Below are 23,434 nucleotides of genomic sequence, written 5' to 3'. Positions count from 1 at the left end.
CAGCCGCATCGACGAGGTCGCTCCTGCTCAGGAGCACCGGGTGTCTGCGTGCCGACAAGTGACCTTGGGTACGGCGCTCGCCGTACGGTAGCCACATATTGGAGGAACCATGGCAGCCGTCTGCCAGGTGACCGGAGCCGTTCCCGGCTTTGGCCACAACATCTCGCACTCGCACCGGCGCACCAAGCGCCGTTTCGACCCGAACATCCAGAAGAAGACGTACTTCGTGCCGTCGCTTCGCCGCAACGTCACCCTGACGCTCTCGGCCAAGGGCATCAAGACGATCGATGCCCGTGGCATCGAGGCCGTCGTGAAGGACCTGCTCGCTCGTGGGGAGAAGATCTAGTGGCCAAGCAGCAGGACGTCCGTCCGATCATCAAGCTCAAGTCGACCGCCGGCACCGGGTACACCTACGTGACCCGCAAGAACCGTCGTAACGACCCCGACCGCCTTGTGCTCAAGAAGTACGACCCGGTCATCCGCAAGCACGTCGAATTCCGCGAGGAGCGCTAAGTCATGGCGAAGAAGAGCAAGATCGCGCGCAATGAGCAGCGCAAGGTTGTCGTCGAGCGGTACGCCGCGAAGCGACTCGAGCTGAAGAAGGCGCTCGTCGACCCGAACGGCACCGACGAGTCGCGCGAGGCCGCGCGCAAGGGCCTGCAGAAGCTGCCCCGCAACGCCTCGCCCGTGCGCGTTCGTTCGCGCGACGCCGTCGACGGCCGCCCCCGCGGTGTGCTGACGAAGTTCGGCATCTCGCGTGTGCGGTTCCGCGACATGGCGCACCGCGGCGAGCTGCCCGGCATCACCAAGTCGAGCTGGTAGCACCCGCTCGCACCACGCACTGCCTCGAGGAGGGGGCGCCCGGATCGGGCGCCCCCTCCTCCTGTCTTCGCCGACCGCGACGGGTTGCCGCGCCTCGCGCGCAAATGCCCGGAAACTCGCGGGAGTGCTGGTACCGTCGAGGCGGTTCGCGGTCAGATCACGGCTGCGGATCATCTCCACCAAACTGTTGAGGTCCGAGGAGGACACCATGAACCGTTCCGAGCTTGTCGCGGCTATCGCCGCAGAGTCGGGCCTGAGCCAGGCTGATGTGAACCGCGCGATCGACGGCCTCTTCTCGGTCGTCTCCGGCGCCGTCAAGAGCGGCACCAAGGTCGCCATCCCCGGCTGGATCGCCTTCGAGCGCACCCACCGCGACGCCCGCACGGGTCGCAACCCCCAGACCGGCGAGGCCATCCAGATCGCCGCGTCGTACGGCGTGAAGGTCAGCGCCGGCAGCAAGCTGAAGGCCGCCGCCAAGTAGCCAGCAGCTCCACGAACGCCCGCGTCCGCGCGAGGTGAGGGCGGTCCCCCGATGACGGGGGGCCGCCCTCCGTGCGTTCTCGGTGGTGATCGTTCAGCGCCCTCACTCAGCACGGTCGCCTAGCCTGGAGGGGTGACGATCACGGCCCCCGCGCGCACTCGCGCCACCCTGCTGCCCTGGGGGCTCATCGGCGGCACCGCGCTCGGCGCCGGCGCGATCATCGCGCTGCTCGTGGGCCTCGTCGTGGGTGGCGGGGCCGAGGCCCCCCTGCTCGCCGACCCGGGGGCACTGGTGCGGTACGGCCTCCCCGTGGCCAAGCTCGCGGCCACGCTCGGTGCCGCCGGAGCGATCGGTGGCCTGCTGCTCGCCGTGCTCGCGCTCGCTCCCGAGCGCGACGAGTTCGGGCGGGCGCTCGACGTGACCGCCGCATCCGCTGCTCTCTGGACGGTTTCGTCTGCGGCCTCCGGGTTCTTGACCTTCCTTGCCATTTACGCCCAGCCGGTGACGCTTGATCCGCAGTTCGGCGCGTTGCTTTCGAACTTCTTGAGTACGCGCGAACTGGGGCAGGCCTGGCTTGCGACGACCCTCATGGCCGCCGTCGTCACGGTGCTGTGCTTCGCCGTGCGCAGCCCCGCCGTGCTCGCCGGTGTGCTCGTCGTCGCGGTCGCGGCGCTCTGGCCCGTCGCGCAGACCGGGCACACGGGCGGCACGGCCGACCACGACGCGGCCGTGACCGCCGTCTACCTGCACAGCGTGTTCGCCGCCGCGTGGGTGGGCGGACTGCTCACGATCGTGCTCGCTCGGCGCGCCCTCGCCGACCGCCTGCCGATCGTGCTCGCGCGATACTCGACGATCGCGCTCGTCGCGTTCATCGTCGTCGCCGCCTCGGGACTCGTCAGCGCGCAGCTGCGCATGGGTGGGCTCGACGCGCTCGCGACGCCCTACGGCGCCCTCGTCGCGGCGAAGGTCGCGGCCCTCATCGGGCTCGGGGCTTTCGGTGCGGCGTACCGGCGATCGCTCATCCGCCGGCTCGAGCGCGAGCAGCGGCCGCGCTCGACCTTCTGGATCATCGTGAGCGCCGAGCTCGCGCTCATGGGCATCGCCTCGGGCCTGGCGACCGCACTCGCCCGCACAGCGACCCCCGTGCCGCAAGTACCCGTCGATGAGCTCGCCGACCCGAGCCCCGCCGAGATCCTCACGGGAGCACCGCTGCCGCCCGCCTTCGAGGCCTGGCGCCTCGCCACCGAGTGGGATCTCAACCTGCTCTGGGCGCTGCTCGCGGGCTTCGGCGCCTTCTTCTACCTCGCGGGAGTCGTCCGGCTGCACCGCCGCGGCGACGCCTGGCCGCTGCACCGCACGATTCTGTGGACGCTCGGCATGATCACGCTCGTCATCGTGACGAGCAGCGGGCTCGCGGTGTACGAGAAGTACCTGTTCAGCGTCCACATGCTCGGCCACATGGTGCTCAGCATGGGCATTCCCGTGATGCTCGTGCTCGGGGCGCCCGTGACGCTCGCGGCACGGGCCATCCACGCCCGCAAAGACGGATCGCGCGGGCCGCGCGAATGGATCCTCGCGATCGTGCACTCGCGCTTCGCCGGCATCGTGGGGCACCCGCTCGTCGCCTCGGTCGTGTTCGCGGTCTCGCTGCTCGTGTTCTACTACTCGCCGCTCTTCTCGTGGGCCGTGAGCGACCACCTCGGCCACCAGTGGATGGTGCTGCACTTCCTGCTCAGCGGCTACCTCTTCGTCAACGCCCTCATCGGCGTCGACCCCGCGCCGTATCGGCCGCCCTACCCGATCCGACTCATCATCCTGCTCGCGACGATGGCCTTCCACGCCTTCTTCGGCCTCTCGCTCATCACCGGCACCGGCCTCCTGCTGCCCGAGTGGTTCGGGGCGATGGGGCGCGAGTGGGGCCAGCCGCCGCTCGCCGACCAGCAGACCGGCGGCGGCATCGCCTGGAGCGTCGGCGAGATTCCCACCCTCGTGCTCGCGATGCTCGTGGTGTGGAGCTGGAGCCGCGCCGATAAGCGCGAGAGCACGCGCCTCGACCGCAAGGCCGACCGCGACGGCGACGCCGAGCTCGAAGCCTGGAACGCCATGCTCGCCGACCGGGCCCGCGTGAGCGAGCGGTCGGGGGCCGGGCGCCAGCCGACCGCGTCGGTGGGCACGCGCGATCAGTCGGGCGGGTAGACCGTCAGTCTCGGACCCTCAGGACCGAGCACGACCTCGCCCCGCACGATGAACTCGACCTCGTCATCGCGCTCGGCGGTGCTGCCGTCGAAGAGCCGCTGCACCGTCACCGTGATCGCCGCCGTTCCCGTGCCGCGCCAGAGCCAGACCCCGGGCTCTTCCCCCGCAGCCAGCGCGAGCGCGGGCGACTCGACGAGCCTCCAGCTCGGGCGGTCGATCACGCGGTCGTCGATCTCGATGCCGAACGGGCAGCCCGCCGGCTGCAGCACCTGCTGCTCGGCGCACGCGATCAGGAGCGCCTCGACCTGCTCGGTGACCGCGCGGTCGAGCCGCTCGGCCGGCCGCACGGCGAGCACGACGGGCCCGGCGTCGCCCGGCACGCGCACCGTCACGGGGTCGGCCACCACGAGCGGTTCGTCGAGGCGCACCGTCACGCGCGCGGGCACGAAGGCGTTCACGAGCACCGACTCCCCGGGCGACGCGGTCTGCACGCGGCGCTCGCCCACGACGAGACGGTCGTGCTGATCGGCCGCGACCTCGAGCGCGGCCACCGGTGCCTGCGCGAAGGCCCAAGCGGGCACGAGGCCGAAGGTCGGCGGCGCGGGGCGCAGCACGAAGGGCACGCGCACGGCATCCGTGTCATCGCCGTATTCTGCAACGACGGTCACCGTCCCGTCGGGGGCGGCGAGGCTGCTGACGATGCGGCGGATGCTCGGCTCGCCCTCATCGCCGAGCGGCATCGCGGTCGGCGGCTCGAGCCCGGCGAGCCGCGCGACGGTGACGAGGTCGTCGCGCGCGAGGGCGTCGAGGTAGCGCTGCACGTGCGCGGCGGGGGTCGCGGTCATCGCCACGGCACCCAGCGCGAGGGCGCCGACGCCGAGGATGGCGGCCGCGGCTCCTCCCCACACGAGCACTGCCCGAGACATGCGCCCAGCCTAGGCGCGCACCCCGGGCGCCCGACCGCGGTGCGTGCGATTCTGCCCGCGCGCCGCGGCTACAGTGGTCGGAGGGCGCGGAGAGGGCGGGCGGCAGATGGCGCAGACCACCGGCACCGCGCTCAGCCCCGAGCAGACCGCGGTGCTCGACCTCATCGCGTCGACGCGCGAGCACGTGTTCGTCACGGGCCGCGCGGGCACCGGCAAGTCGACCCTGCTTGACGCCTTCGTGGCGGCGACCGATCGCACGGTGGTCGTGTGCGCGCCGACGGGGGTGGCCGCCCTCAATGTCGGCGGGCAGACCATCCACTCGCTGTTCCGCCTGCCGATCGGGCTCATCGCCGACCACGACTTCGATGACCCGCCAGAACTGCGCCGGCTGCTCGCCTCGGTCGACACGGTCGTGATCGACGAGGTCTCGATGGTGAGCGCCGACCTCATGGATGCGATCGACCGCCGCCTGCGCCAGGCGCGGGCGCGCCGGCACGAGCCCTTCGGCGGCGTGCAGGTGGTGCTGTTCGGCGACCCGTACCAGCTCGCCCCGGTGCCGGGCCGCGATGAGGGCGAGCGCGCGTACTACGCCGATCACTACCGGTCGATGTGGTTCTTCGATGCGCGGGTGTGGGCCGAAGCCGACCTGCGCATTGTCGAGCTGCAGACCATCCACCGCCAGCAAGACGCCGACTTCCGCGCCATGCTCACGGCCGTGCGGCACGGCACCGTGACCCCCGAGATCGGGCGCGCCCTCAACGAGGCCGGCGCGCGTCCGGCGCCCGACGACGGCGTGCTGACGCTGGCGACGACGAACGCGACCGTCACACGCATCAACATGGATGCGCTGCGCCACCTGCCCGGAGACGCCAAGACGGCGCGCGCCGACGTCGTCGGCGAGTTCGGGCCGAAGGGCGGCTACCCCGCCGACGAGGAGCTGCAGCTCAAGGTGGGGGCGCAGGTGATGTTCTTGCGCAACGACACGGGGGGCGACGGCCACCCGCGCTGGGTGAACGGCAGCCTCGGCACGGTCGAGCGCATCGGCCGCACGGTCTTCGTCGACGTCGACGGCGAGAGCCACGAGGTCGTGCCCGCCACGTGGGAGAAGTACAAGTACACCTACTCCGCCGCGACGAAGCGCGTGTCGAAAGATGTCGTCGCCGAGTTCACCCAGTTTCCGCTGCGGCTCGCCTGGGCCGTCACGATCCACAAGTCGCAGGGCTCGACCTACGACCGGGCGATCGTCGACCTCGGACCCCGCGCCTTCGCGCCGGGGCAGACCTACGTGGCGCTCAGTCGCATCCGCTCGCTCGACGGGCTGCACCTCGCGCGGCCGTTGCGACCGAGCGACATCATCGTCGACGACGATGTGCGCCGCTTCATGGCCGACGCCGAACCGGGCATCGGCCGCGCGATTGCGCCGAGCGACTAGACCTCGTGCGACTAGACGTCGCTCAGTCGCTCAGCCCGTCGTAGCCCTCGTGACCCGAGTGGTCGCCGAACTCGATCGTCGGGGCGGCCGGCTGCGGTTCGACGACGGTGCTCGGCTCGGTCGCGGTGCGCGGCAGCGTCGCGGCGACCGAGGGTGTCACGACGAGCGCCGTGAGCACGGCCGCGGTCGCGAGCGCGATTCCGGCGCGGGCCGGGCGCACGCGGGCCCCCACCCGCGTGCGCCGGGCATCCGCCCCCGCGAATGCCGACCCGGCCAGACCCAGCAGCGATGCTCCCGCGAGCGGGACGGTCGCCAGTGCACTCGCGATCGCGGGCGAGTCGGCGGTCACGGCGACGAGCAGCGACGTCGCCCAGAGCAGCACCGGAACCGCGAGCAGCACGGCGAGCGTGCGGGCGGCGGGGAGCCACCGAGCGCCGATCGCGGCCCCCACCGCGATCGCGAGCTCGGCGGCTCCCGCCATCAGCAGAACGGTGCCGACGCCCCCGTCGGCGGCCGTCGCACCCGCGGCACCATGGATGACCGCGGCCCCCGCCGCCGTCATCGCCACGAGTACTCGGCTCATATCCGTTCTCCTTCTTTCCCCTTGCGTACTGCTTCTTCGCCGCCCTCCGCGATTTGGTTTGGTCCACCGCGCACGAGTCGTCGCGCGGTCGCACACGGTCGCGCGGTCGTGAACAGTTGCGCGGTCGTAGGCTGAGCGCATGACGGCGAGGCGCTGGTGGCATCTCGATCCCGGCGGCGTGCTCGTCGGTCTCGTGGTCGTCGCGCTCTCGCTCACCCCGTCGTTGCTGCCGCGGCCCGCGTTGCTGCAGGGCGTGCTGAGCGGCGCCTCCTTCGCGATCGGCTATGCGCTCGGCGCCTTCGTGTGGTGGTTCGTGCGGTCGCGCTTCGTGCGCACGCCCTCGCCGCGCGGCCGTCGCTTCTTCTGGGTCGGGATGCTCGTGCTCTCGGTCGTCGTCATCGTGGTCGTCGGGGTGCTGGCGGTGCGCTGGCAGAACGAGGTGCGTGCGCTCGTCGAGGTCGAGCCCATCGACGCCGTGGCGGTCGGTGCCTTCCTCCTCGGCGCGCTGCTGACCGCCGCGCTGCTGCTTGTCATCGGTCGCGGGGTGCGCCGCATGACCGCGCACCTCGTGCGCCTTGCGGGTCGGGCTGTCGGCGGGCTCGTGGCCTCGGCGGTCGTCGCGGCCTCGCTGCTGCTGTTCGGCATGGGCGTCGTCGCCGCGATCGATGCGGTGTACGCCGACCGCAACGGCGCCCCCGACGCCGATCTCGTCGAGCCGGCGAGCGCGGTGCGATCGGCGGGGCCCGATTCGGTCGTCGACTGGGAGGGGCTCGGCCGTCACGGCGCCGCGTTCATCGCGGGCGGCCCGTCGGCCGCCGAGATCGAGCGGCTGACCGGGGTCGAGGCGCGCGAGCCCGTGCGGGTCTACGTCGGCATCGGCAACGCGGCGACGGTCGACGAGCGGGCCGCTCTCGCGGTCGACGAACTGCGGCGCACCGGCGCGTTCGACCGCGAGCTGCTCGTGGTCGCGACGACGACCGGCTCAGGCTGGCTCGAAGACCAGGCGGTCGACGCTGTCGAGTACCTGCACGCGGGCGACACGGCGATCGTCGCCGTGCAGTACGCCTACACGCCCAGCTGGGTGTCGTTCCTGTTCGACCCCGACGCTCCCGTCGCCGCGGCGCGCGCGACCTTCGAGGCCGTGCACGCCGAGTGGTCACGGCTTCCGGCCGACGACCGCCCACGCCTCGTGACCTACGGGCTCAGTCTCGGGGCGCACGGTGCTCAGGAGGTCTTCGCCGATCTCGATGAGCTGCGCGATCGCACCGACGGCGCCCTGTTCGTCGGCAGCCCCCCGAGTGCCGATCTCTGGCGCGAGCTGCAGTCGGCTCGCGACGCCGGATCCCCCGCCTGGCAGCCCGTGCTCGACGGCGGTGAGCGCGTGCGCTGGATCTCGCGCCCGGGCGACCTCGAGCGCCTCACGGGCCCGTGGGACGAGCCGCGCGTGCTCTACCTGCAGCACGCCACCGACCCCATCACGTGGCTCACGGCCGACCTGCTGTGGTCGGAGCCGGAGTGGTTGCGCGACGAGCAGCGCGGGCCCGACGTGAGCCCCTCGATGCGCTGGATTCCCGTCGTCACCGGCCTGCAGGTCACGATCGACATGCTCATGGGCCAGAGCGTGCCCGCCCGGCACGGCCACAATTTCGGCGACGTCGTCGTCGACGGCTGGCGCGCCGTGACGGGGGATGCGGGCCTCGCGCCCGCCGCCCTCGACGCCCTCCGCGCCGAGATCGAGTCCTACGCGCTCGACGACGAAGACTGACCGCCACCCCCCCAGAGCGGCGGGCTCGTCAAGGAGAGCCGAGACGCGAAGCGCGGCGACCGCGCTCGTCGCGCGGAAGCGCCGCGACGCCGCAGGAGCGGCGGCGTCGCAATAGGCACGGAGGGGATGACGGGAATCGAACCCGCGCTATCAGCTTGGGAAGCTGAAGTTCTGCCATTGAACTACATCCCCAGTCGCACCGCGGAGGTGCGCTGTCAGTGTAGCGAACTCGACCCGCTCGCTAGGCTGGCCGCATGCTGCTGAGCGATCGCGACATCCGTGCCGAACTGTCGTCGGGCCGCATCGGTCTCGATCCGCTCGATCTGGGCATGGTGCAGCCGTCGAGCGTCGATGTGCGCCTCGATGCCTTCTTCCGGCTGTTCGACAACCACAAGTACCCGTTCATCGATCCGGCGCAAGAGCAGCCCGAGCTCACTCGCCTGGTCGAGGCGAAGCCCGACGAGCCGTTCATCCTGCACCCCGGCGAGTTCGTGCTGGGTGCCACCTACGAGCAGGTGACGCTGCCCGACGATGTGGCGGCGCGGCTGGAGGGCAAGAGCTCGCTCGGCCGCCTCGGTCTGCTGACGCACTCGACGGCGGGCTTCATCGACCCGGGCTTCACCGGTCACGTCACGCTCGAGCTCAGCAACGTGGCGACGCTGCCGATCAAGCTCTGGCCGGGCATGAAGATCGGGCAGCTGTGCTTCTTCCGGCTGTCGTCACCGGCCGAGAACCCCTACGGCACGGGGCAGTACTTGAACCGCTACCAGGGCCAGCGCGGCCCGACGGCGTCGCGCTCGTGGCAGAACTTCCACCGCACCGAGATCGCGCCCGCGGGGGAGTAGGCCGCCGACTCGCCGCGAGGGCTCAGTCGCCGGCGAGTGCGGCGACGCGGTCGATGAGGTCGCGCGAGCTGAAGGGCTTGACGATGTAGTCGTCGGCGCCGGCGGCGTAGGCGCGGTCGATGTCGTGCTGCTGCGACTTGGCGGTGAGCATGAGCACCTTCATGCGGCGCTCGGAGTCGCCCGTCCGCAGCCGCTCCAAGACGGCGAGCCCGTCGAGCTTGGGCATCATCCAGTCGAGGATGATCACCGCGGGCTCGCGCTGCGCGACCGCTTCGAGCGCTTGCTCGCCGTCGGTGACGCTCTCGACCTCGTGGCCAGCACCGCGCATGCGGTTCTCGAGGAGGAGCAGCACGTCGGGCTCATCCTCGACGATCAGCACATGCGCCATGCGATTCCCTCCCCGGCATCTGGTGCGTAGTCTCTCACGAAAGAGCACGGGCGAGTCGGTGTTCACGAGAGGAATCCGGATGGGCCACGAGGGCTTCGCGTCGACCTTGTGGCGCTCGAGCACGCCCCTGCGCCGACTGGGTGTCGCCCTGCTGATCCTCCTTGCTGGCGGTGTCAGCGTCGCCTCGGTCACGATCAGTCCGCTCAACGCGACGATCGCGGCGTGGTGGCCGGCGGCGGGCATCAGTGTCATCGCCCTGCTGGCCTCGCGCGGCACCCGGCTCGCCGCCGCAGGGGGCATCGCGGCCGTGACCGCCGCCGGCAATGTGATCGGCGGGCGCGAGCTTCTCGTCGCCGTGTTGTTCGGCATCGCGAACGCTGTCGAGGCATGGGTGGTCGCCCGCGTCCTGTCGGGCGGTGCCCCGGAGTCGAGGCTCGACAGCCTGCGCGATGTGAGCCGTCTGGTGATCGCGGCGGTGCTCGGATCGATCTCGATCGGCCTCATCGCGGGAGCGACAGCGGCACTGCTGCGCGGTCAGGATTTCGGCGCAACCTTCCTCGGCCTCGTCGCCTCGCACCTCTCGGCGCTGCTCATCATCGTTCCTCTCGGCCTGGTGAGCCGTCGACTCGTGCGTCTCGCGAGACCCGTCGAGGCTGTCGTGCAGGTCTTGCTGCTGACGGCGATCATCGCGTACGTGTTCTGGCCCGGCAACGCGATGCCGACGGCCTTCGTGCCGTTCGTGGCGCTGCTGTGGGCGGCGTTCCGCCTCGCGACCCTGCTGCTGTCGATCGAGCTCGTCGTCCTCGCCCTCGCGGTCATCGTGCTGACGAGCCTGGGGGGCGGACCGTTCGCCGTCTTCGCGAACGACGGCACGCGCACGACGATCGAGCTCATCCAGGTCTTCCTGATCGTCAACGCGACCGCCGCGCTCTACGTCTCGGCGGCTCGGAACGACTGGGCCAACGTCGTCACCCAGCTCGAGGCACGGCAGGCATTGCTGCGCGGCAGCATCATCAACACCGACACGGGCGTGTTCATCGGCGAGCGCCTCGACTCGGGTCGCATCCGTATCGTCGGCGTGAACCCCGTGGCGCTCGACGCCCTGGGGTGGGACCCGATGCCGGCTGATGGAGAGAACCGTCTGCTGACGGGTGGGGATGGTCAGCCCGTCATCGGCTCTGCCGAGATCGACGATCTCGTCCGCGCAGGCGATTCGGGGCGTGTCGACCTGGTGCAGGGCAACCGACGGTTCGATGTCGATGTCGCGACCTATTCGCAGGCGGGCGGTCGGCCGATCGTCACGATCATCTTCACGGATGTCACGGCGCGAGATCGTCGCGAGCGCGCGGCCATTCAGGCCGCCGACGAACTGCGCGAGCTCAACCGCCAGAAGGACGACTTCATCGCGTCGGTCAGCCACGAGCTGCGCACGCCGGTGACGAGCATCCTCGGGTTCGCCGAGCAATTGGCCGAGGCGGAGCTCGAGGGGGACAACCGCCTGGCGGGCCGCATCATCCATCGCAACGCGCGTCGGCTCGCCGATGTGATCGAGGACGTGCTCGAGCTCAGCAGCCTGACGAACGCCGAGACGGCGCTGCGGCCGGCGGTCGAGGTGGACGTGTCGCGTCTGATCGTGGAGTGCGTCGAAGATGCGACGGGCCTCGTCTCGCGCGAGCGCGACGTGCAGGTCGAGCTGCACGTGCCCGCCGAGCCGGTGATCGTGCTCGGCGTCGAGCAGGACTTCTCGAGGGTCTGCTCCAACCTGCTCTCGAACGCCGTCAAGTTCAGCCCGGCGGGCGGCACCGTGACCGTGACGCTCGTCGCCGATGAGCAGTGGGTCGAGCTGCGCATCGCCGACGAGGGCCCGGGCATCCCGATCGCGGAGCAGGATGCCGTGTGGGAGCGCTTCTACCGCGTACACTCCGCGCGGCACAGCGACGTTCCCGGCACCGGCCTCGGTTTGCCGATCGTGCGCACGCTCGTGCGGCAGCGGCTGGGCGGGGAGGTCGCGCTGCTCTCGGATGGTGAGCACGGCACGACCGCCGTGGTGCGGGTGCCGCGACGGCGCGTCTCCGCGGCCGGAGGCGAGCGAGCGACGACGCGGGCTCAGGCGGAAGGCGAGTAGTCGCCCTCCCACGCGGCCAGCTGCCAGCCCAGCCACGGGCTGAAGGCGAAGGGCGTCGCGGCGACTGCCGCGCGCAGCTCGGCGGGGTCGATCCAGGCCCACTCGGCGACCTCGTCGGCCGCGGGGGAGAGCTCGCCCGCCGCGCGCGCGGTGTACACGGGGCAGATCTCGTTCTCGACGATGCCCGAGGCGTCGACGGCGCGGTAGCGGAAGTCGGGCAGCGCCACGCGCACGTCGGTGATGCGCAGCCCCAGCTCGCGCTCGGCCCGCCGCGCGATCGCCTGCACGGTGTCTTCACCGGGCGCGGGATGCCCGCAGAACGCGTTCGTCCACACCCCGGGCCACGTGCGCTTGTCGAGGGCCCGCCGCGTGACGAGCACGCGCCCGTGCTCGTCGAACACGTGGCACGAGAAGGCCAGGTGCAGGGGCGTGTCGGTCGTGTGCACGGTCGCTTTGGGCGCGGTGCCGACGACGGAGCCGTCCTCGGCGAGGAGGACGACGGTTTCAGGGGTTTCGATCATGGGCCGGGGTAGTCTGCTCGGGTGAAAAGGAACGACCTGGAGGCGATCGCAGAGTCGCGGGCGGCCATGGTCGACGCTGTGCTGGAGCGCTTCTTCAGCCTATCCAAGAAGCGTGCGGCCCCCCTGGGCACGCACTACGAGCACCTCTGGGGCCTGCTCGAGCGCAACACGCAGGGCGGCAAGCGCTTCCGCCCCCGCATGGTCATGGCCGCGTACGCGGGCCTCGGGGGTTCTGACATGGATGCCGCGGCCTATGTGGGCGCCTCGTTCGAGCTGCTGCACACCGCTCTCATCGTGCACGACGACGTGATCGATCGCGATTTCGTGCGCCGCGGCATCCCGAACATCTCGGGCGCGTACCGCGACCACGCCGTCGACCGCGGGGTGAGTGTCGAGATCGCCGAGCACCGCGGGGTGTCGGCGGCCGTCATCGCGGGCGACCTCGCGCTCTTCAACGCCTACCGGCTCATCGACAAGAGTGGTGTGGGTTCGCCGCTGCGCGAGCGGTTGCTCGACGTGCTCGACGAGGCGATGTTCGCGAGCGCGGCGGGTGAGCTCATCGATGTCGACTTCTCGATCGATCCGGACATGCCGCTCGTCGACGACATCCTCACCATGGAGCGCCTGAAGACGGCGGTCTACTCGTTCGAGACGCCGCTGCAGGCCGGGGCGATCCTGGCCGGGGCGAGCGAGCAGACCGTCGAGACGCTCGGCGACTTCGGGCGCGACATCGGCATCGCCTACCAGATCGTGGATGACGTGCTCGGGGTCTTCGGTGAGGAGGAGGCGACCGGCAAGACGACGATCGGCGACCTCCGCGAGGGCAAGCGCACCGTCATGATCGCCTTCGCCTGCTCGACGCCCGCCTGGGCGCGACTGTGCGACCTCATCGGCAAGGCCGACCTCAGTGTCGACGAGGCGGACGAAGCGCGCTCGCTGCTCATCGAGTGCGGCGCCCGTGCTTTCGCCGACGACCTCGCGCGCGGCTACGCCAACCGCGCACTCGCGCGCCTGGCCGAGCCGCACATCCCCTCCTCCCTGCGCGACGAGCTGCATCCCGTCGCCGAGACCGTGCTGAAACGGGTGCGATGAACCGCTTGAGCCTCTACGACCGCGTCGCCGACGAGACGGCCGGGGTGGTCATCCGGCGCTACTCGACCTCGTTCGGGCTGGCGTCCCGCCTGCTCGACCCGGCCGTGCGGCAGCATGTCGAGAACATCTACGCGCTCGTGCGCGTCGCCGACGAGATCGTCGACGGCGGGGTTGCCGAGGCCGGGCTCGACGCCGTCCACGCCGCGCGCTACCTGAACGAGTTCGAAGCCGAGACGAACGCCGCAATGCGCTCGGGCTACTCGACGAACCTCGTCGTGCACGCCTTCGCCCGCACGGCACGCGAGGTCGGGTTCGGCGAAGAACTCACCGAGCCGTTCTTCCACTCGATGCGCATGGATCTCACCGATACCGAGCACGACCCCGAGAGCTTCGATCGCTACGTCTACGGCTCGGCCGAGGTCGTCGGACTCATGTGCCTCCGGGCGTTCGTGCAGGGGATGGACATCGACGACGAGCAGAATGATCGCCTGGTCGCCGGTGCGCGCGCCCTCGGAGCGGCCTTCCAGAAGGTCAACTTCTTGCGCGATCTGTCGGCCGACTTCGAGTCGCTCGGGCGCAGCTACTTTCCCGGCGTCAACGTCGACAACTTCACGGAGGAGGACAAGGTGCGGCTGCTCGACGACATCGACGCTGACCTGCGCACCTCCGCCGCGGTCATCCCCGAGCTGCCGAAGGGCAGCCGCCGGGCCGTCGCCCTCGCGCAGGGCCTCTTCGCCGAGCTCTCGGTGCGTTTGCGCCGCACGCCCGCCGACCGCCTCATCCGCGCGCGCGTGCGCGTTCCCGACCCCGTCAAGGCCCGCATCGCGCTCGGCGCGCTCGCCGGCCGAACCCCCCGCTCGCGGCCCCTCGCCGCGACCTCCCCGAACGGAGCAGCATCATGAGTCGCGTCGTCGTCATCGGTGGAGGGATCGCGGGGCTCGCGAGTGCCGCCCTGCTCGCCCGCGATGGTCACGAGGTGACCCTCGTCGAGAAGCAGCCCGAGGTGGGCGGCCGCGCCGGCTCGTGGGAGAAGGACGGGTTCCGATTCGACATGGGGCCGTCGTGGTACCTCATGCCCGAGGTCTTCGACCACTTCTTCAAGCTGTGCGGAACGAGCGCCGCCGAGCAGCTGCAGCTCGTGCAGCTCGACCCCGGCTACCGCGTGATCACGCAGGGCTTCGACACCCCCACCGACATCGCGGCGTCGCGCGAGGAGAACATCGCGCTGTTCGAGGCGATCGAGCCGGGCGCGGGCGCCAAGCTCGAGACGTATCTCGACTCTGCGCTCGACACCTACGAGATGGCCAAGAAGCGCTTCCTCTACACGAGCTTCGCCTCGTTCGGTCCGCTGCTGCGCGGCGACGTGCTCGCGCGCACGGGCAAGCTCGTGAAGATGCTGCTGCAGAACCTCGACGACTACGTCGGTCGTCGGTTCCGCGACCTGCGCCTGCGGCAGATTCTCGGCTATCCGGCCGTCTTCCTCGGCTCGTCGCCGTTCCTCACGCCGAGCATGTACCACCTCATGTCGCACCTCGACCTCACCGACGGCGTGCTGTACCCCATGGGCGGCTTCACGCGCCTCATCGAGCGCATCGCCGCGGTGACCGAAGAGCAGGGGGTGAGCATCCGCACCTCGTCGCCCGTCGCCCGCATCATCGTCGACCCGGCCACGCGGCGCACCACGGGCGTCGAACTCGAGGGTGGTGAGGTCATCGAGGCCGACATCGTCGTCTCGGCCGCCGACCTGCACCACAGCGAGACCCAGCTGCTGCCCGCCGAGCTGCAGACCTACCCGCAGTCGTACTGGGACAAGAAGACGGCGGGCCCGAGCGCCCTGCTCATGTACCTGGGCGTGAAGGGCGAGCTGCCGCAGCTCGAGCACCACACCCTGCTCTTCACGGCCAACTGGCGCGAGAACTTCGAGTCGATCTTCGGCCCGCAGCCGACGTTGCCCGACCCGGCATCGCTCTACATCTGTAAGCCGAGCGGCGTCGACCCCTCGGTCGCGCCCGAGGGTCACGAGAACGTCTTCGTGCTCGTTCCGGCGCCCGCCGACCTGTCGTTCGGGCGCGGCGACATCGACGGCGATGGCGACACCCCGCTCGAGGTCTACGCCGACCGCATCGTCGCGCAGATCTCCGACTGGGCGAAGATCCCCGACCTCGCCGACCGCATCGTCGTGCGCCGCACCTACGGGCCCGGCAACTTCAACGACGACCTCAATGCCTGGCGCGGCACGGCCCTCGGCCCGGCGCACATCCTGTCGCAGAGCGCGTTCTTCCGGGCCGGCAACGTCTCGAAGAAGGTCAAGGGCTTGTACTACGCGGGCGGCTCGACGATCCCCGGCATCGGTCTGCCGATGTGCCTCATCAGCGCCGAGATCCTCATCAAGCGGCTGCGCGGCGACACCTCGACGGGCCCGCTGCCCGAGCCCCTCGAGCGCACGGTCGGTGCGGCCTCGGCCGATCCGGCGACCGCCGCCGCCTGACCCGACGAACGCGGATGTCTCCGATCAACTTCGCGTACCTCGCGGCGCTCGCCGTGTCGATCACGGGCATGGTGCTGCTCGACCGCCGTTTCGGGCTGTTCTTCTGGCGCGACGCGCGCCGCGCGGCGATCGTGCTGCCGCTCGGGGTCGCCTTCTTCCTCATCTGGGATCTCGGCGGCATCCTGCTCGGCATCTTCTTCCGGGGCCAGACCGAGTTCATGACGGGCCTGCTCATCGGGCCCGAGCTGCCGATCGAAGAGGTCTTCTTCCTCACCCTGCTCTGCTACAACACGATGAACGCCTACACGGCGGCGGTCGACTGGCTCGACGGCCGGTGGTCGCGCCGAGCATCCGCCACCTCGATCGATGAGGGGGCCGCCGGATGACCTACACCCTCCTCAACATCGTCTTCCTCGCCGTGGTCGCTCTCGTCGCGATCGCGGCCATCGTCGTGCGCCGGGCACCGCGCTGGCGCGCGGTGGGGCTCGCCGCCGTGCTGCTGCTCACCCTGACGGCGATCTTCGACAACGTCATCATCGGCACGGGCATCGTGGCCTACGACGACAGCCTCATCAGCGGCGTGCTCATCGGTCTCGCGCCGATCGAGGACTTCGCCTACACCGTCGCGGCGCTCGTGCTGCTGCCCTCGGTGTGGGAGCTGCTCCGGCGCACACCCAGCCGCCATGATGGGGAACCGTGAGGACCCTCGGTCAGCTGCTCGTCAGCTCGCGCCCCCTGAGCTGGATCAACACGGCGTTCCCCTTCGCGGCCGCGTACCTGCTCACGACGGGCCGCATCGACGCGGCCTTCGTCATCGGCACGATCTACTTCCTCATCCCCTACAACCTCGCGATGTACGGCATCAACGATGTCTTCGACTACGAGAGCGACCTGCGCAACCCGCGCAAGGGCGGCGTGGAGGGGGCGCTGCTCGATCCGAGCATCCACCGCACGACGCTGTGGGCGGCGGTGCTCTCGAACGTCCCGTTCCTCATCGCGCTCGTCGCGCTCGGCTCGCCCCTGTCGTGGCTCGTGCTCGCCGTGAGCGTCTTCGCGGTCATCGCCTACTCGGCGAAGGGGCTGCGCTTCAAAGAGAAGCCCGTGCTCGACTCGATCACCTCGTCGACGCACTTCGTGAGCCCCGCGGTCTACGGCCTCGTTCTCGCGGGGGCGACGTTCACGCCCGCCCTGTGGCTCATCCTGATCTCGTTCTTCCTGTGGGGCATGGCCTCGCACGCCTTCGGCGCGGTGCAAGACGTCATCGCCGACCGCGAGGGTGGGCTCGCCTCGATCGCGACCGTGTTCGGGGCGCGAACGACGACGCGTCTCGCTGTGGCCGCCTACGCGCTCGCGGGTCTGCTGCTGCTCGGCACCGAGTGGCCCGGTCCGCTCGCCCTGCTCGCCGCCGTGCCCTACGTCGTCATCGTCGCGCGGTTCTGGATGATCACCGATGCGACCGCCGAGACGGCCAATCGCGGGTGGAGGCGCTTCCTGCTGCTGAACTTCGTGGCCGGGGCGATCGTGACGATGCTCATGATCTACTGGGCGATCAACCGCTGAGCGGCACCGCCACGATCCGACGCGCTACAGGCCGCCCGCGAGCCCGATCGCGGTCAGCAGCAGCACGGGAGCCAGGCCGAGCACGATGCTCACGCCGAGCGCGAGGGTCGCGATCGCCCGCCCCCCGAGCCGCGGGGCCGCGCGCAGGGCGAGAACGGCCGCGACGGCCGTGAGCGCCGCGATCAGGGCGGCCAGGGCGAGCGAGGCGAGCGTGAGCGCGATGGGGTCGATGCCCGGGATGCTCACGGCCCCGGTCGCGACGACCGTCTGCAGCACGAAGCCCAGCAGCGTGAAGCCGGTGCCCGCGCGCGCGACCGCGGCGGCACGGTTCGGTCCGGGACGCATGCTGCGGCTGAGCTCGGGGCCGAACGCGGCGAACGGGTCGGGCTCGCGATGCGGGCGGCCGCGCCACGCGTCGCCGTCCCACCACTGCTCGTAGCCGGGCCGGTCGAGCAGGGGCTGCCAGCCGGGCCCCGATCGATCGAGGTCGGCGTCGTCGTCGAGAGAGTCGGGGTCGGAGCTCACAACTCGTAACGGTAGCCGAGCTCGGCCGGGTAGTCGCCGCGCGCGGTCAGCTGCGCCGCGGCATCGGCGAGGTGCGACAGCGTGAGGCCGAGAATCTGCGGGCCGAACGAGATGCGGCCGACGCCGAGCTCCGCGAGGCGCGCGAGGGGCAGGTATCCGGGATGCGCGAAGACCGCGATCGGAGCGCGCACGGCGGCCACGGCATCCGCCACCATCTGCTCGGTGCGCAGGCCGAGCATGAACACGCTCGTGGCGCCGGCGTCGACGTAGGCGTTCGCGCGGTCGATCGCTTCGTCCCAGTTGTCGGGGGATCCGGCGAGGGTGTCGGTGCGGGCGTTGATCGCGAGCGGCACTCCGGCAGCGTCGGCTGCGGCGCGCGCGGCGGCGACGCGGGCGGCCGCCTCCTCGATCGGGCGGCGCTCGCTCGTCGCACCGGCGAGCGAGTCCTCGATGTTGAGGCCCGCCGCCCCGGCCTCGATGAGGCGCGCGACGTTCGCCTGCACACCCGCCGCATCCGGGGCGTAGCCGCGCTCGAAGTCGACGCTCACGGGCAGCTCGGTCGCGGCGGTGATGCGGCCCGCGGCGGCGAGGGCCATGTCGACCGACATGCCCTCGCCGTCGTCGACGCCGAGCGAAAAGGCCACCGAGTGGCTCGCCGTCGCGAGCGCCCGCACCCCGGGGGTGCGGGCGACGATGCGAGCCGTCATGGCGTCCCACACGTTGACGACGATCAGCGGATCACCGGGAACATGCAGGGCGGCGAGGGCGGCGGCTTTGGCGGCAGGAGAGGTCATGCCTCTACGGTCTCACGATCCTCGTGGCCCGCGCGGCACCGGCCGTGGTGGCGGTGGTGCCCGCGGTGGTGGCCGCGGCCGGGCCAGCGACCATGACCGGGGCGCCCGCCGGGCATGCCCTGGCTCTCGTCCCAGCCCAGGTTGCGGGCCATGCGCTCGAGCGTCGCCATGGTCGTGGCGTAGTCCTCGTCGCTGATGCCCTCGCGGGCGGTGTCGTCGAGGCCGCGGTAGTACTCGTGCGCCAGGGCGCGCTTGCGCCAGGCGGCGATCCGCATCCAGCGACGAGGGTTCATCGAGTCGGCGTCGAACGCCGGGCGGTCGGTCGGTTCTGATGAGTTCTTCATGGGGTTTCTCCTTCGGGAAATGTGTATGTCATGTAACAACGAATGTCACCATACATATATTTCCGACGACGCACAACAGGCGGCCGACCGCTCACGGCGAACATGATCGATGTACCGTGACATTCATGGATGCGCAGCCCGACGATCTCGACACCATCGCGGCGATCGAGCGCGCCGTCAGCGAGCTGCGCCGATCGAACGGGCGACCCGGAAAGCCCGCCCACCAGCCCGGGCAGCACGGACCGTTCGGGTGGAAGGGCGGCCGGCACGAGCATCCCTTCGCGAACATGGCCCGCTACCGCCTGCTCTCGACCCTCGACCGCCTCGGCGATGGCGCGAGCGTGAGCGAGCTCGCCGCCGCGATCGGCGTCGACCAGCCGCGCGCGAGCCGCGTCGTCGCCGACTGCGTCGAGCGAGGCCTCGTCACGCGATCGACCGACGCGATGGATGCGCGGCGCAGCGTCATCGCGCTCACCGACGCCGGGCGCGCCGTGCTCGACGAGCGTCGCCGTGAGCGCCGCGCCGCGGTCGAGCGGGCGCTCGACGGCTTCACGGCGGAGGAGCGCGCGCAGTTCGCCGCACTGCTCGCTCGCTTCGTCGCCGGGGGTCGCGCCGACTAACGAGCGGGCGGCTGCTCGAGCGGTCGGGCAAACGCTCGACGCCGCGGGTCCGAACACCGTGCAGACCCCGCCCGCCGATCCGGAGAGCCTGCCATGCCCACCCTGACCCTGCTGACGACCACCGTCGAGACCGCGACGGCCATGGCCGACATGACGGCCACGGGCGACCTCCCGGCCCACGCGCTCGGCCTCGCGCTCGCCCTCGCGACATTCGCGGCCGGAGCGATCGTCGCGGTCGGGCCCGGCCGCCCGCGACCGGCGGCCACTCGAGGTCGTCGCGCCGCCCGCTGACACGAGCCGTTCACCCGGCGTGCGGCAGAGTCCCAGCCGGGGCGAGACGGATTCACGGCGGCGGTTGCGACGATGCGGCATGAGCACCGTCCGCCTGCGCGACTACCAGCCCTCCGACATGGATGCCATCCTGCGCCTGTGGGACGAGGTGCGCCACGAGGGCGTCGAGCCCGTCTACGCGCTCGCCGAGGTGCTCGCCTCGTGCGAGAAGGACCACGCGGTCGTCGCGCTGCACGACGAGCACGTGGTCGGCGTCGCGGTGGCGCGCGCGGCCCATGACCAGGGATGGATCGTCTTCCTCGCCGTCACGGCCGCCGCGCGCGGCGCGGGCATCGCGGGCTCGCTGCTCGCCGCGCTCGAGCAGCGCATGGCGCCCCAGGGCCTCACGCGGCTGTCGATCCTCGTGCCCGATGCGCAGCAGCAGCACGGCGCGCTCACGAAGGCCGGGTTCCAGGACCGAGCGCATCTGAGCTACTTCGAGCGCGAGATCCCCGTGAAGCAGCGCGAGCTGACGGCGCTGCGCGAGCTCGGCGGGCGCATCCTGCCCCGCGATCTGTGGGGTTCGATCGCCGGCATGCAGGCCGAGAAGGAGCTGCTGGAGCGGCGACTCGTGCTGCCGCTCGCCGACCCGGCGCTCGCCGAGCAGTTCGGCGTCGAACCCCCGCGGTCGATCGTCTTGTTCGGCCCGCCCGGCACCGGCAAGACGACGTTTGCCAAGGCGGTCGCCTCGCGCCTGCAGTGGCCCTTCGTCGAGGTGTTCCCGTCGCGCCTGGCGCACGGGCCGCAGGGCCTCGCGGGCGGGCTGCGCGAGACCTTCGCGACGATCGCTGAGCTCGACCACGTCATCGTCTTCATTGACGAGGTGGAGGAGATCGCGGCCCAGCGCGGCGGCGAGCCGCCCTCGGCCATGCAAGGCGTCACGAACGAGCTGCTCAAGATCATCCCGGCCTTCCGGGATGCTCCGGGCCGGCTCCTGATCTGCGCGACGAACTTCATCCGCGCCCTCGACGACGCCTTCCTGCGCCATGGCCGCTTCGACTACGTCATCCCGATCGGGCTGCCGGATGCCGCGGCGCGGGCGGCGATCTGGTCGCGGTACATCCCCGACTCGGTCGAAGGCGAGGTCGACCTCGCGCAGCTCGTGGCGAGCAGCGACGGCTACTCGCCGGCCGACATCGAGTTCGCGGCGCGATCGGCCTCGCAGGCGGCACTCGAGCAGTCGGTCTTCGGGGCACCGGGTGCGGGCATCCGCGGCCCCTCGACCGACGACTACCTCACGGCGATCGCCCGCACGCGCGCGACCGTGTCGCCCGAGGTCGCGAGCGAGTTCCGCGAGGACATCGCGGCCCTCGCCCGCACCTAGTCGCGGGCTCCGAGCTGCTCGTGCTCGCCTGGCTTCACGAACAGCATGAGAACGAGGCCGATGGCGATAATCACGACGATGCCCAGCACGCCGAAGATGGTGCCGCCGAACCAGGCGATGAAGCCGGCCCAGAGAAGCGGTGAGAGCGGGCTGGCGGCTCGGCCGGTTGTCGCGTAGAGGCCGAAGATCTCGGCCTCGCGCCCGGCGGGCGTGACACGTGCCAGCAGTGAGCGACTCGCCGCCTGGACAGGGCCGACGAAAGCGGTTAACGCGAGCCCGAAGATCCAGAACACGATCTTGCCCTGCTCGGAAAGCAGGAACACCGCCACGCCCGAGACCACGAGCCCGGCCAGCGCGAAGATGATGACGGCCCGCGCACCGAACCGGTCGTCGAATCGACCCGCGATGATGGTCGAGACTCCGGCGATGAGGTTCGCCCCGATGCCGAAGGCAACGACCTCGAGGAACTCGAACCCGAAAGCCACGCTCGCGAGCACTGCTCCGAACGTGAACACCCCAGCCAGGCCGTCGCGGTACACCGCCGACGCGAGCAAGAACCAGAACGTCTGGCGGCTGTCGCGGAAGATACGGCCGATCTGCTTGGCGACCTCGACGTACGCGCGGAAGAACCCGACGCGCACGCGGCCGGGCAGCGGTGGCACCTCAGGCACGTTGCGGAAGATGGCGATCGAGAACACGACCGTCCAGAGCGCGCACCCCAACGCCACGACGCGGAAGGGCAGGCCGCCGTCTTCCGGAAGCCCGAACCACTCGAAGAAGTAGGCGATCACGACGATGATGAGCGCGACGATTCCGCCCAGGTAGCCGAAGCCCCACCCGAGGCCGCTGACGCGTCCGATCGTCTTGGGGGTCGAGACCTGCACGAGCATCGCGTTGTAGTTGACGCCGGCGATCTCGCTGAAGATCGAGCCGATCGCGATCAGCGAGACCCCCAGCCAGAAGAAGCCGGGGTCGGCCTCGACGAAGAAGAGCAGCGCCGTGCAGGCAACGAGCAGGGCCGTTGAGATTCCGAGCCAGAGCTTGCGCCGCCCAGTCGCGTCACTGATCTGGCCGAGTACGGGAGCGACGAGCGCGATCGCGATTCCCGCAAACCCGAGGCCGAGTCCCAGGCCAGCGCTCAAGCCGTCGAGTGCGGCGATGAACGCGGGATCATCCTCGCCGAGCGCCACGATGTCTGCGGGAAGGAACGCTTCGGTGGTCAAGTACAGGGCCGTGAAGATGAAAGTGACGATGACCGTGTTGAACGGCTGCGTCGCCCAGTCCCACAGCGCCCACGACCACACCTGCTTGCGCGGCACGACCTTCTCAGCGAGCTCGACTCCCGCTGCGGCAACGGCCCCTGTTCGCGCGATGGTCGGTGGTGCCTGCACTCCGAGTTCATCGACGTGCGGGTGCTCAGGAGTGGATCCGACTCCGTTGTCGGACGGGTTCTCTGTCATGCGCTCACGCTACCCCGCAGGGGTAAACACGAGGTAGCGCGAAACGGCGTCGGTTTCGCTGGTGCGGATGACGGGGGTGCGGGCGAGCCCGCACCCCCGTTGGTGCTGTGCTACTCGGCCGACGTCTCGTCACGCACCATGTGCACCACGACAAGGGTCAGGATCGCGAGCACCGCGTTCTGCAAGGCCGGGTCGAGGCCGTTCCAGTCGACCGAGCGCCACATGTTGAACCACTCGCCGCCGACCGTGATGAAGGCCGTGAAGAAGACCAGGATCACGAGGATCAGACCGAGGGTCGCGAGCGAGCGAGCCGCGGCGAACGAGACCGAGCCGCGCATCGCGCGCACCCAGGCGACGACAGCGATCAGCAGCACGATGCCGGCGAGCGCCTCGGCGATGATCAGGCCGATGTAGCCGACGTTGGCCAGCACGGGGTTGTCGATGGCGCGCCACATGATGTCGGGGTCGAGATTGACGTCTTGGCCCTGACCGAAGTTCGTGGTGTCCATCGCGAGCACTCGTTCGACGAAGGCGTAGTTGGTGTCGTAATCGGTGATGTTCCCGAAGGCGACGAGCAGCATGTACAGCCCGTTGGTGGCCACGAGCACGAGTGCGGCGACCGAGAGCGAGCCGAGGCGCTGCCACCATGGGGTCGTGGCGCCGGTCGTGGCGGGGGTGGATGGGGTGGTCATCGGTGACTCCTTTCGTGAGGCATCGTTGCCTCCGCTCCACCGTACCGAGAAACCGATCCTGAGAGTTGAGCCAGAGCGACGCAGGTTTGCCCCGCTCGACTTGACAGCGGGCATCCCGAAT

Annotated in this window: 27 protein-coding genes and 1 tRNA gene; 18 read left to right on the top strand and 10 right to left on the bottom strand. The window is 70.6% G+C overall.

Going from position 1 to position 23,434, the window contains the following annotated elements; all coding sequences use genetic code 11:
* Positions 1 to 109 precede the first annotated feature (109 nt).
* The 5 genes from rpmB to NNL39_RS04950 all read left to right on the top strand — a co-directional run bounded on the left by rpmB (position 110) and on the right by NNL39_RS04950 (position 3,499).
* Positions 110 to 346, top strand: a complete 237-nt coding sequence (gene rpmB / locus NNL39_RS04970) for a 50S ribosomal protein L28 (protein WP_255160589.1) — start codon at positions 110 to 112, stop codon at positions 344 to 346.
* On the top strand, positions 346 to 513 hold the full coding sequence (gene rpmG, locus NNL39_RS04965; protein ID WP_137737339.1) for a 50S ribosomal protein L33: 168 nt from the start codon (positions 346 to 348) through the stop codon (positions 511 to 513). The genes rpmB and rpmG overlap by 1 nt, the downstream gene beginning before the upstream one ends.
* Positions 514 to 516: 3 nt before the next feature.
* The gene (gene rpsN, locus NNL39_RS04960) at positions 517 to 822 is read left to right on the top strand and encodes a 30S ribosomal protein S14 (protein WP_255160588.1); all 306 of its coding nucleotides are present in this window, start codon (positions 517 to 519) and stop codon (positions 820 to 822) included.
* Between the two features lie 208 nt (positions 823 to 1,030).
* Positions 1,031 to 1,303: an HU family DNA-binding protein gene (locus tag NNL39_RS04955; RefSeq protein ID WP_255160587.1), complete on the top strand. Its 273-nt coding sequence runs from the start codon at positions 1,031 to 1,033 to the stop codon at positions 1,301 to 1,303.
* Positions 1,304 to 1,435: 132 nt separating this feature from the next.
* Positions 1,436 to 3,499: a cytochrome c oxidase assembly protein gene (locus NNL39_RS04950; RefSeq protein ID WP_255160586.1), complete on the top strand. Its 2,064-nt coding sequence runs from the start codon at positions 1,436 to 1,438 to the stop codon at positions 3,497 to 3,499.
* On the opposite strand, the gene NNL39_RS04945 is transcribed toward NNL39_RS04950, so the two are convergent.
* On the bottom strand, positions 3,484 to 4,425 hold the full coding sequence (locus NNL39_RS04945; protein WP_255160585.1) for a hypothetical protein: 942 nt from the start codon (positions 4,423 to 4,425) through the stop codon (positions 3,484 to 3,486). The genes NNL39_RS04950 and NNL39_RS04945 overlap by 16 nt on opposite strands.
* Positions 4,426 to 4,531: 106 nt before the next feature.
* Between NNL39_RS04945 and NNL39_RS04940 the strand changes: the two genes are divergently transcribed.
* Entirely contained in the window at positions 4,532 to 5,857 is a 1,326-nt protein-coding gene (locus tag NNL39_RS04940; RefSeq protein ID WP_255160584.1) for an ATP-dependent DNA helicase, read from the top strand.
* Positions 5,858 to 5,879: 22 nt separating this feature from the next.
* Here the strand turns inward: NNL39_RS04940 and NNL39_RS04935 are convergent, their stop codons facing one another.
* Positions 5,880 to 6,440: a hypothetical protein gene (locus tag NNL39_RS04935; RefSeq protein WP_255160583.1), complete on the bottom strand. Its 561-nt coding sequence runs from the start codon at positions 6,438 to 6,440 to the stop codon at positions 5,880 to 5,882.
* Between the two features lie 139 nt (positions 6,441 to 6,579).
* On the opposite strand from NNL39_RS04935, the gene NNL39_RS04930 reads away from it, so the two are divergent.
* The gene (locus NNL39_RS04930) at positions 6,580 to 8,205 is read left to right on the top strand and encodes an alpha/beta hydrolase (protein ID WP_255160582.1); all 1,626 of its coding nucleotides are present in this window, start codon (positions 6,580 to 6,582) and stop codon (positions 8,203 to 8,205) included.
* Positions 8,206 to 8,326: 121 nt separating this feature from the next.
* Here NNL39_RS04930 and NNL39_RS04925 read toward each other — a convergent pair.
* Positions 8,327 to 8,397: transfer RNA gene (locus NNL39_RS04925), tRNA-Gly, on the bottom strand.
* Positions 8,398 to 8,459: 62 nt separating this feature from the next.
* Between NNL39_RS04925 and dcd the strand changes: the two genes are divergently transcribed.
* A complete protein-coding gene (gene dcd / locus NNL39_RS04920) occupies positions 8,460 to 9,050 on the top strand; it encodes a dCTP deaminase (RefSeq protein WP_255160581.1) in 591 nt (196 codons plus the stop codon).
* Positions 9,051 to 9,072: 22 nt separating this feature from the next.
* Here the strand turns inward: dcd and NNL39_RS04915 are convergent, their stop codons facing one another.
* Positions 9,073 to 9,438 carry a response regulator transcription factor gene (locus NNL39_RS04915; protein ID WP_255160580.1) on the bottom strand — a complete coding sequence of 122 codons (366 nt, stop codon included), beginning with the start codon at positions 9,436 to 9,438 and terminating at the stop codon, positions 9,073 to 9,075.
* A gap of 79 nt (positions 9,439 to 9,517) precedes the next feature.
* Here NNL39_RS04915 and NNL39_RS04910 point away from each other — a divergent pair, with 79 nt between their 5' ends.
* Entirely contained in the window at positions 9,518 to 11,563 is a 2,046-nt protein-coding gene (locus NNL39_RS04910; protein WP_255160579.1) for an ATP-binding protein, read from the top strand.
* Here the strand turns inward: NNL39_RS04910 and idi are convergent.
* Positions 11,545 to 12,084 carry an isopentenyl-diphosphate Delta-isomerase gene (gene idi, locus NNL39_RS04905; protein ID WP_255160578.1) on the bottom strand — a complete coding sequence of 180 codons (540 nt, stop codon included), beginning with the start codon at positions 12,082 to 12,084 and terminating at the stop codon, positions 11,545 to 11,547. The two genes, NNL39_RS04910 and idi, sit on opposite strands and share 19 nt — an antisense overlap.
* Positions 12,085 to 12,105: 21 nt before the next feature.
* Here idi and NNL39_RS04900 point away from each other — a divergent pair, with 21 nt between their 5' ends.
* The 6 genes from NNL39_RS04900 to NNL39_RS04875 are packed head-to-tail and all read left to right on the top strand — an operon-like array spanning position 12,106 to position 17,224.
* Positions 12,106 to 13,176, top strand: coding sequence for a polyprenyl synthetase family protein (locus NNL39_RS04900; RefSeq protein WP_255160577.1), 1,071 nt, complete (start codon positions 12,106 to 12,108; stop codon positions 13,174 to 13,176).
* A complete protein-coding gene (locus tag NNL39_RS04895) occupies positions 13,173 to 14,078 on the top strand; it encodes a phytoene/squalene synthase family protein (protein WP_255160576.1) in 906 nt (301 codons plus the stop codon). The genes NNL39_RS04900 and NNL39_RS04895 overlap by 4 nt, the downstream gene beginning before the upstream one ends.
* Positions 14,075 to 15,664, top strand: coding sequence for a phytoene desaturase family protein (gene crtI, locus NNL39_RS04890; protein WP_255160575.1), 1,590 nt, complete (start codon positions 14,075 to 14,077; stop codon positions 15,662 to 15,664). Before NNL39_RS04895 ends, crtI begins: the two co-directional genes overlap by 4 nt.
* A 14-nt stretch (positions 15,665 to 15,678) precedes the next feature.
* Positions 15,679 to 16,050 (top strand): lycopene cyclase domain-containing protein, encoded by a 372-nt coding sequence (locus NNL39_RS04885; RefSeq protein WP_255160574.1) that lies wholly within the window; start codon positions 15,679 to 15,681, stop codon positions 16,048 to 16,050.
* A complete protein-coding gene (locus NNL39_RS04880) occupies positions 16,047 to 16,364 on the top strand; it encodes a lycopene cyclase domain-containing protein (protein ID WP_255160573.1) in 318 nt (105 codons plus the stop codon). Before NNL39_RS04885 ends, NNL39_RS04880 begins: the two co-directional genes overlap by 4 nt.
* Entirely contained in the window at positions 16,361 to 17,224 is an 864-nt protein-coding gene (locus tag NNL39_RS04875; RefSeq protein WP_255160572.1) for a prenyltransferase, read from the top strand. The genes NNL39_RS04880 and NNL39_RS04875 overlap by 4 nt, the downstream gene beginning before the upstream one ends.
* Before the next feature lie 24 nt (positions 17,225 to 17,248).
* Here the strand turns inward: NNL39_RS04875 and NNL39_RS04870 are convergent, their stop codons facing one another.
* Genes NNL39_RS04870 through NNL39_RS04860 form a run of 3 tightly spaced genes read right to left on the bottom strand, consistent with a single transcriptional unit; the run spans position 17,249 to position 18,887 of the window.
* A complete protein-coding gene (locus tag NNL39_RS04870) occupies positions 17,249 to 17,749 on the bottom strand; it encodes a hypothetical protein (RefSeq protein WP_255160571.1) in 501 nt (166 codons plus the stop codon).
* Positions 17,746 to 18,543 carry an isocitrate lyase/PEP mutase family protein gene (locus NNL39_RS04865; RefSeq protein ID WP_255160570.1) on the bottom strand — a complete coding sequence of 266 codons (798 nt, stop codon included), beginning with the start codon at positions 18,541 to 18,543 and terminating at the stop codon, positions 17,746 to 17,748. The genes NNL39_RS04870 and NNL39_RS04865 overlap by 4 nt, the downstream gene beginning before the upstream one ends.
* Positions 18,540 to 18,887 (bottom strand): hypothetical protein, encoded by a 348-nt coding sequence (locus NNL39_RS04860; protein WP_255160569.1) that lies wholly within the window; start codon positions 18,885 to 18,887, stop codon positions 18,540 to 18,542. The genes NNL39_RS04865 and NNL39_RS04860 overlap by 4 nt, the downstream gene beginning before the upstream one ends.
* A gap of 125 nt (positions 18,888 to 19,012) precedes the next feature.
* On the opposite strand from NNL39_RS04860, the gene NNL39_RS04855 reads away from it, so the two are divergent.
* The 3 genes from NNL39_RS04855 (at position 19,013) to NNL39_RS04845 (ending at position 21,161) form a co-directional block, all read left to right on the top strand.
* A complete protein-coding gene (locus tag NNL39_RS04855) occupies positions 19,013 to 19,507 on the top strand; it encodes a MarR family winged helix-turn-helix transcriptional regulator (RefSeq protein ID WP_255160568.1) in 495 nt (164 codons plus the stop codon).
* A 93-nt stretch (positions 19,508 to 19,600) separates the two neighbouring features.
* The gene (locus NNL39_RS04850; RefSeq protein ID WP_255160567.1) at positions 19,601 to 19,798 is read left to right on the top strand and encodes a hypothetical protein; all 198 of its coding nucleotides are present in this window, start codon (positions 19,601 to 19,603) and stop codon (positions 19,796 to 19,798) included.
* Positions 19,799 to 19,877: 79 nt separating this feature from the next.
* Entirely contained in the window at positions 19,878 to 21,161 is a 1,284-nt protein-coding gene (locus NNL39_RS04845) for an ATP-binding protein (RefSeq protein WP_255160566.1), read from the top strand.
* Here the strand turns inward: NNL39_RS04845 and NNL39_RS04840 are convergent.
* Entirely contained in the window at positions 21,158 to 22,621 is a 1,464-nt protein-coding gene (locus tag NNL39_RS04840) for an MFS transporter (RefSeq protein ID WP_255160565.1), read from the bottom strand. The two genes, NNL39_RS04845 and NNL39_RS04840, sit on opposite strands and share 4 nt — an antisense overlap.
* Positions 22,622 to 22,731: 110 nt before the next feature.
* Complete coding sequence (locus NNL39_RS04835; protein ID WP_255160564.1) at positions 22,732 to 23,313, bottom strand: DUF2165 domain-containing protein; 582 nt, start codon at positions 23,311 to 23,313, stop codon at positions 22,732 to 22,734.
* Positions 23,314 to 23,434: the final 121 nt, after the last annotated feature.

The sequence above is a fragment of the Microcella humidisoli genome (assembly GCF_024362325.1).
GTDB classification, from domain to species: Bacteria; Actinomycetota; Actinomycetes; order Actinomycetales; family Microbacteriaceae; genus Microcella; species Microcella humidisoli.
This window is presented reverse-complemented; position numbering and strand designations above follow the sequence as displayed.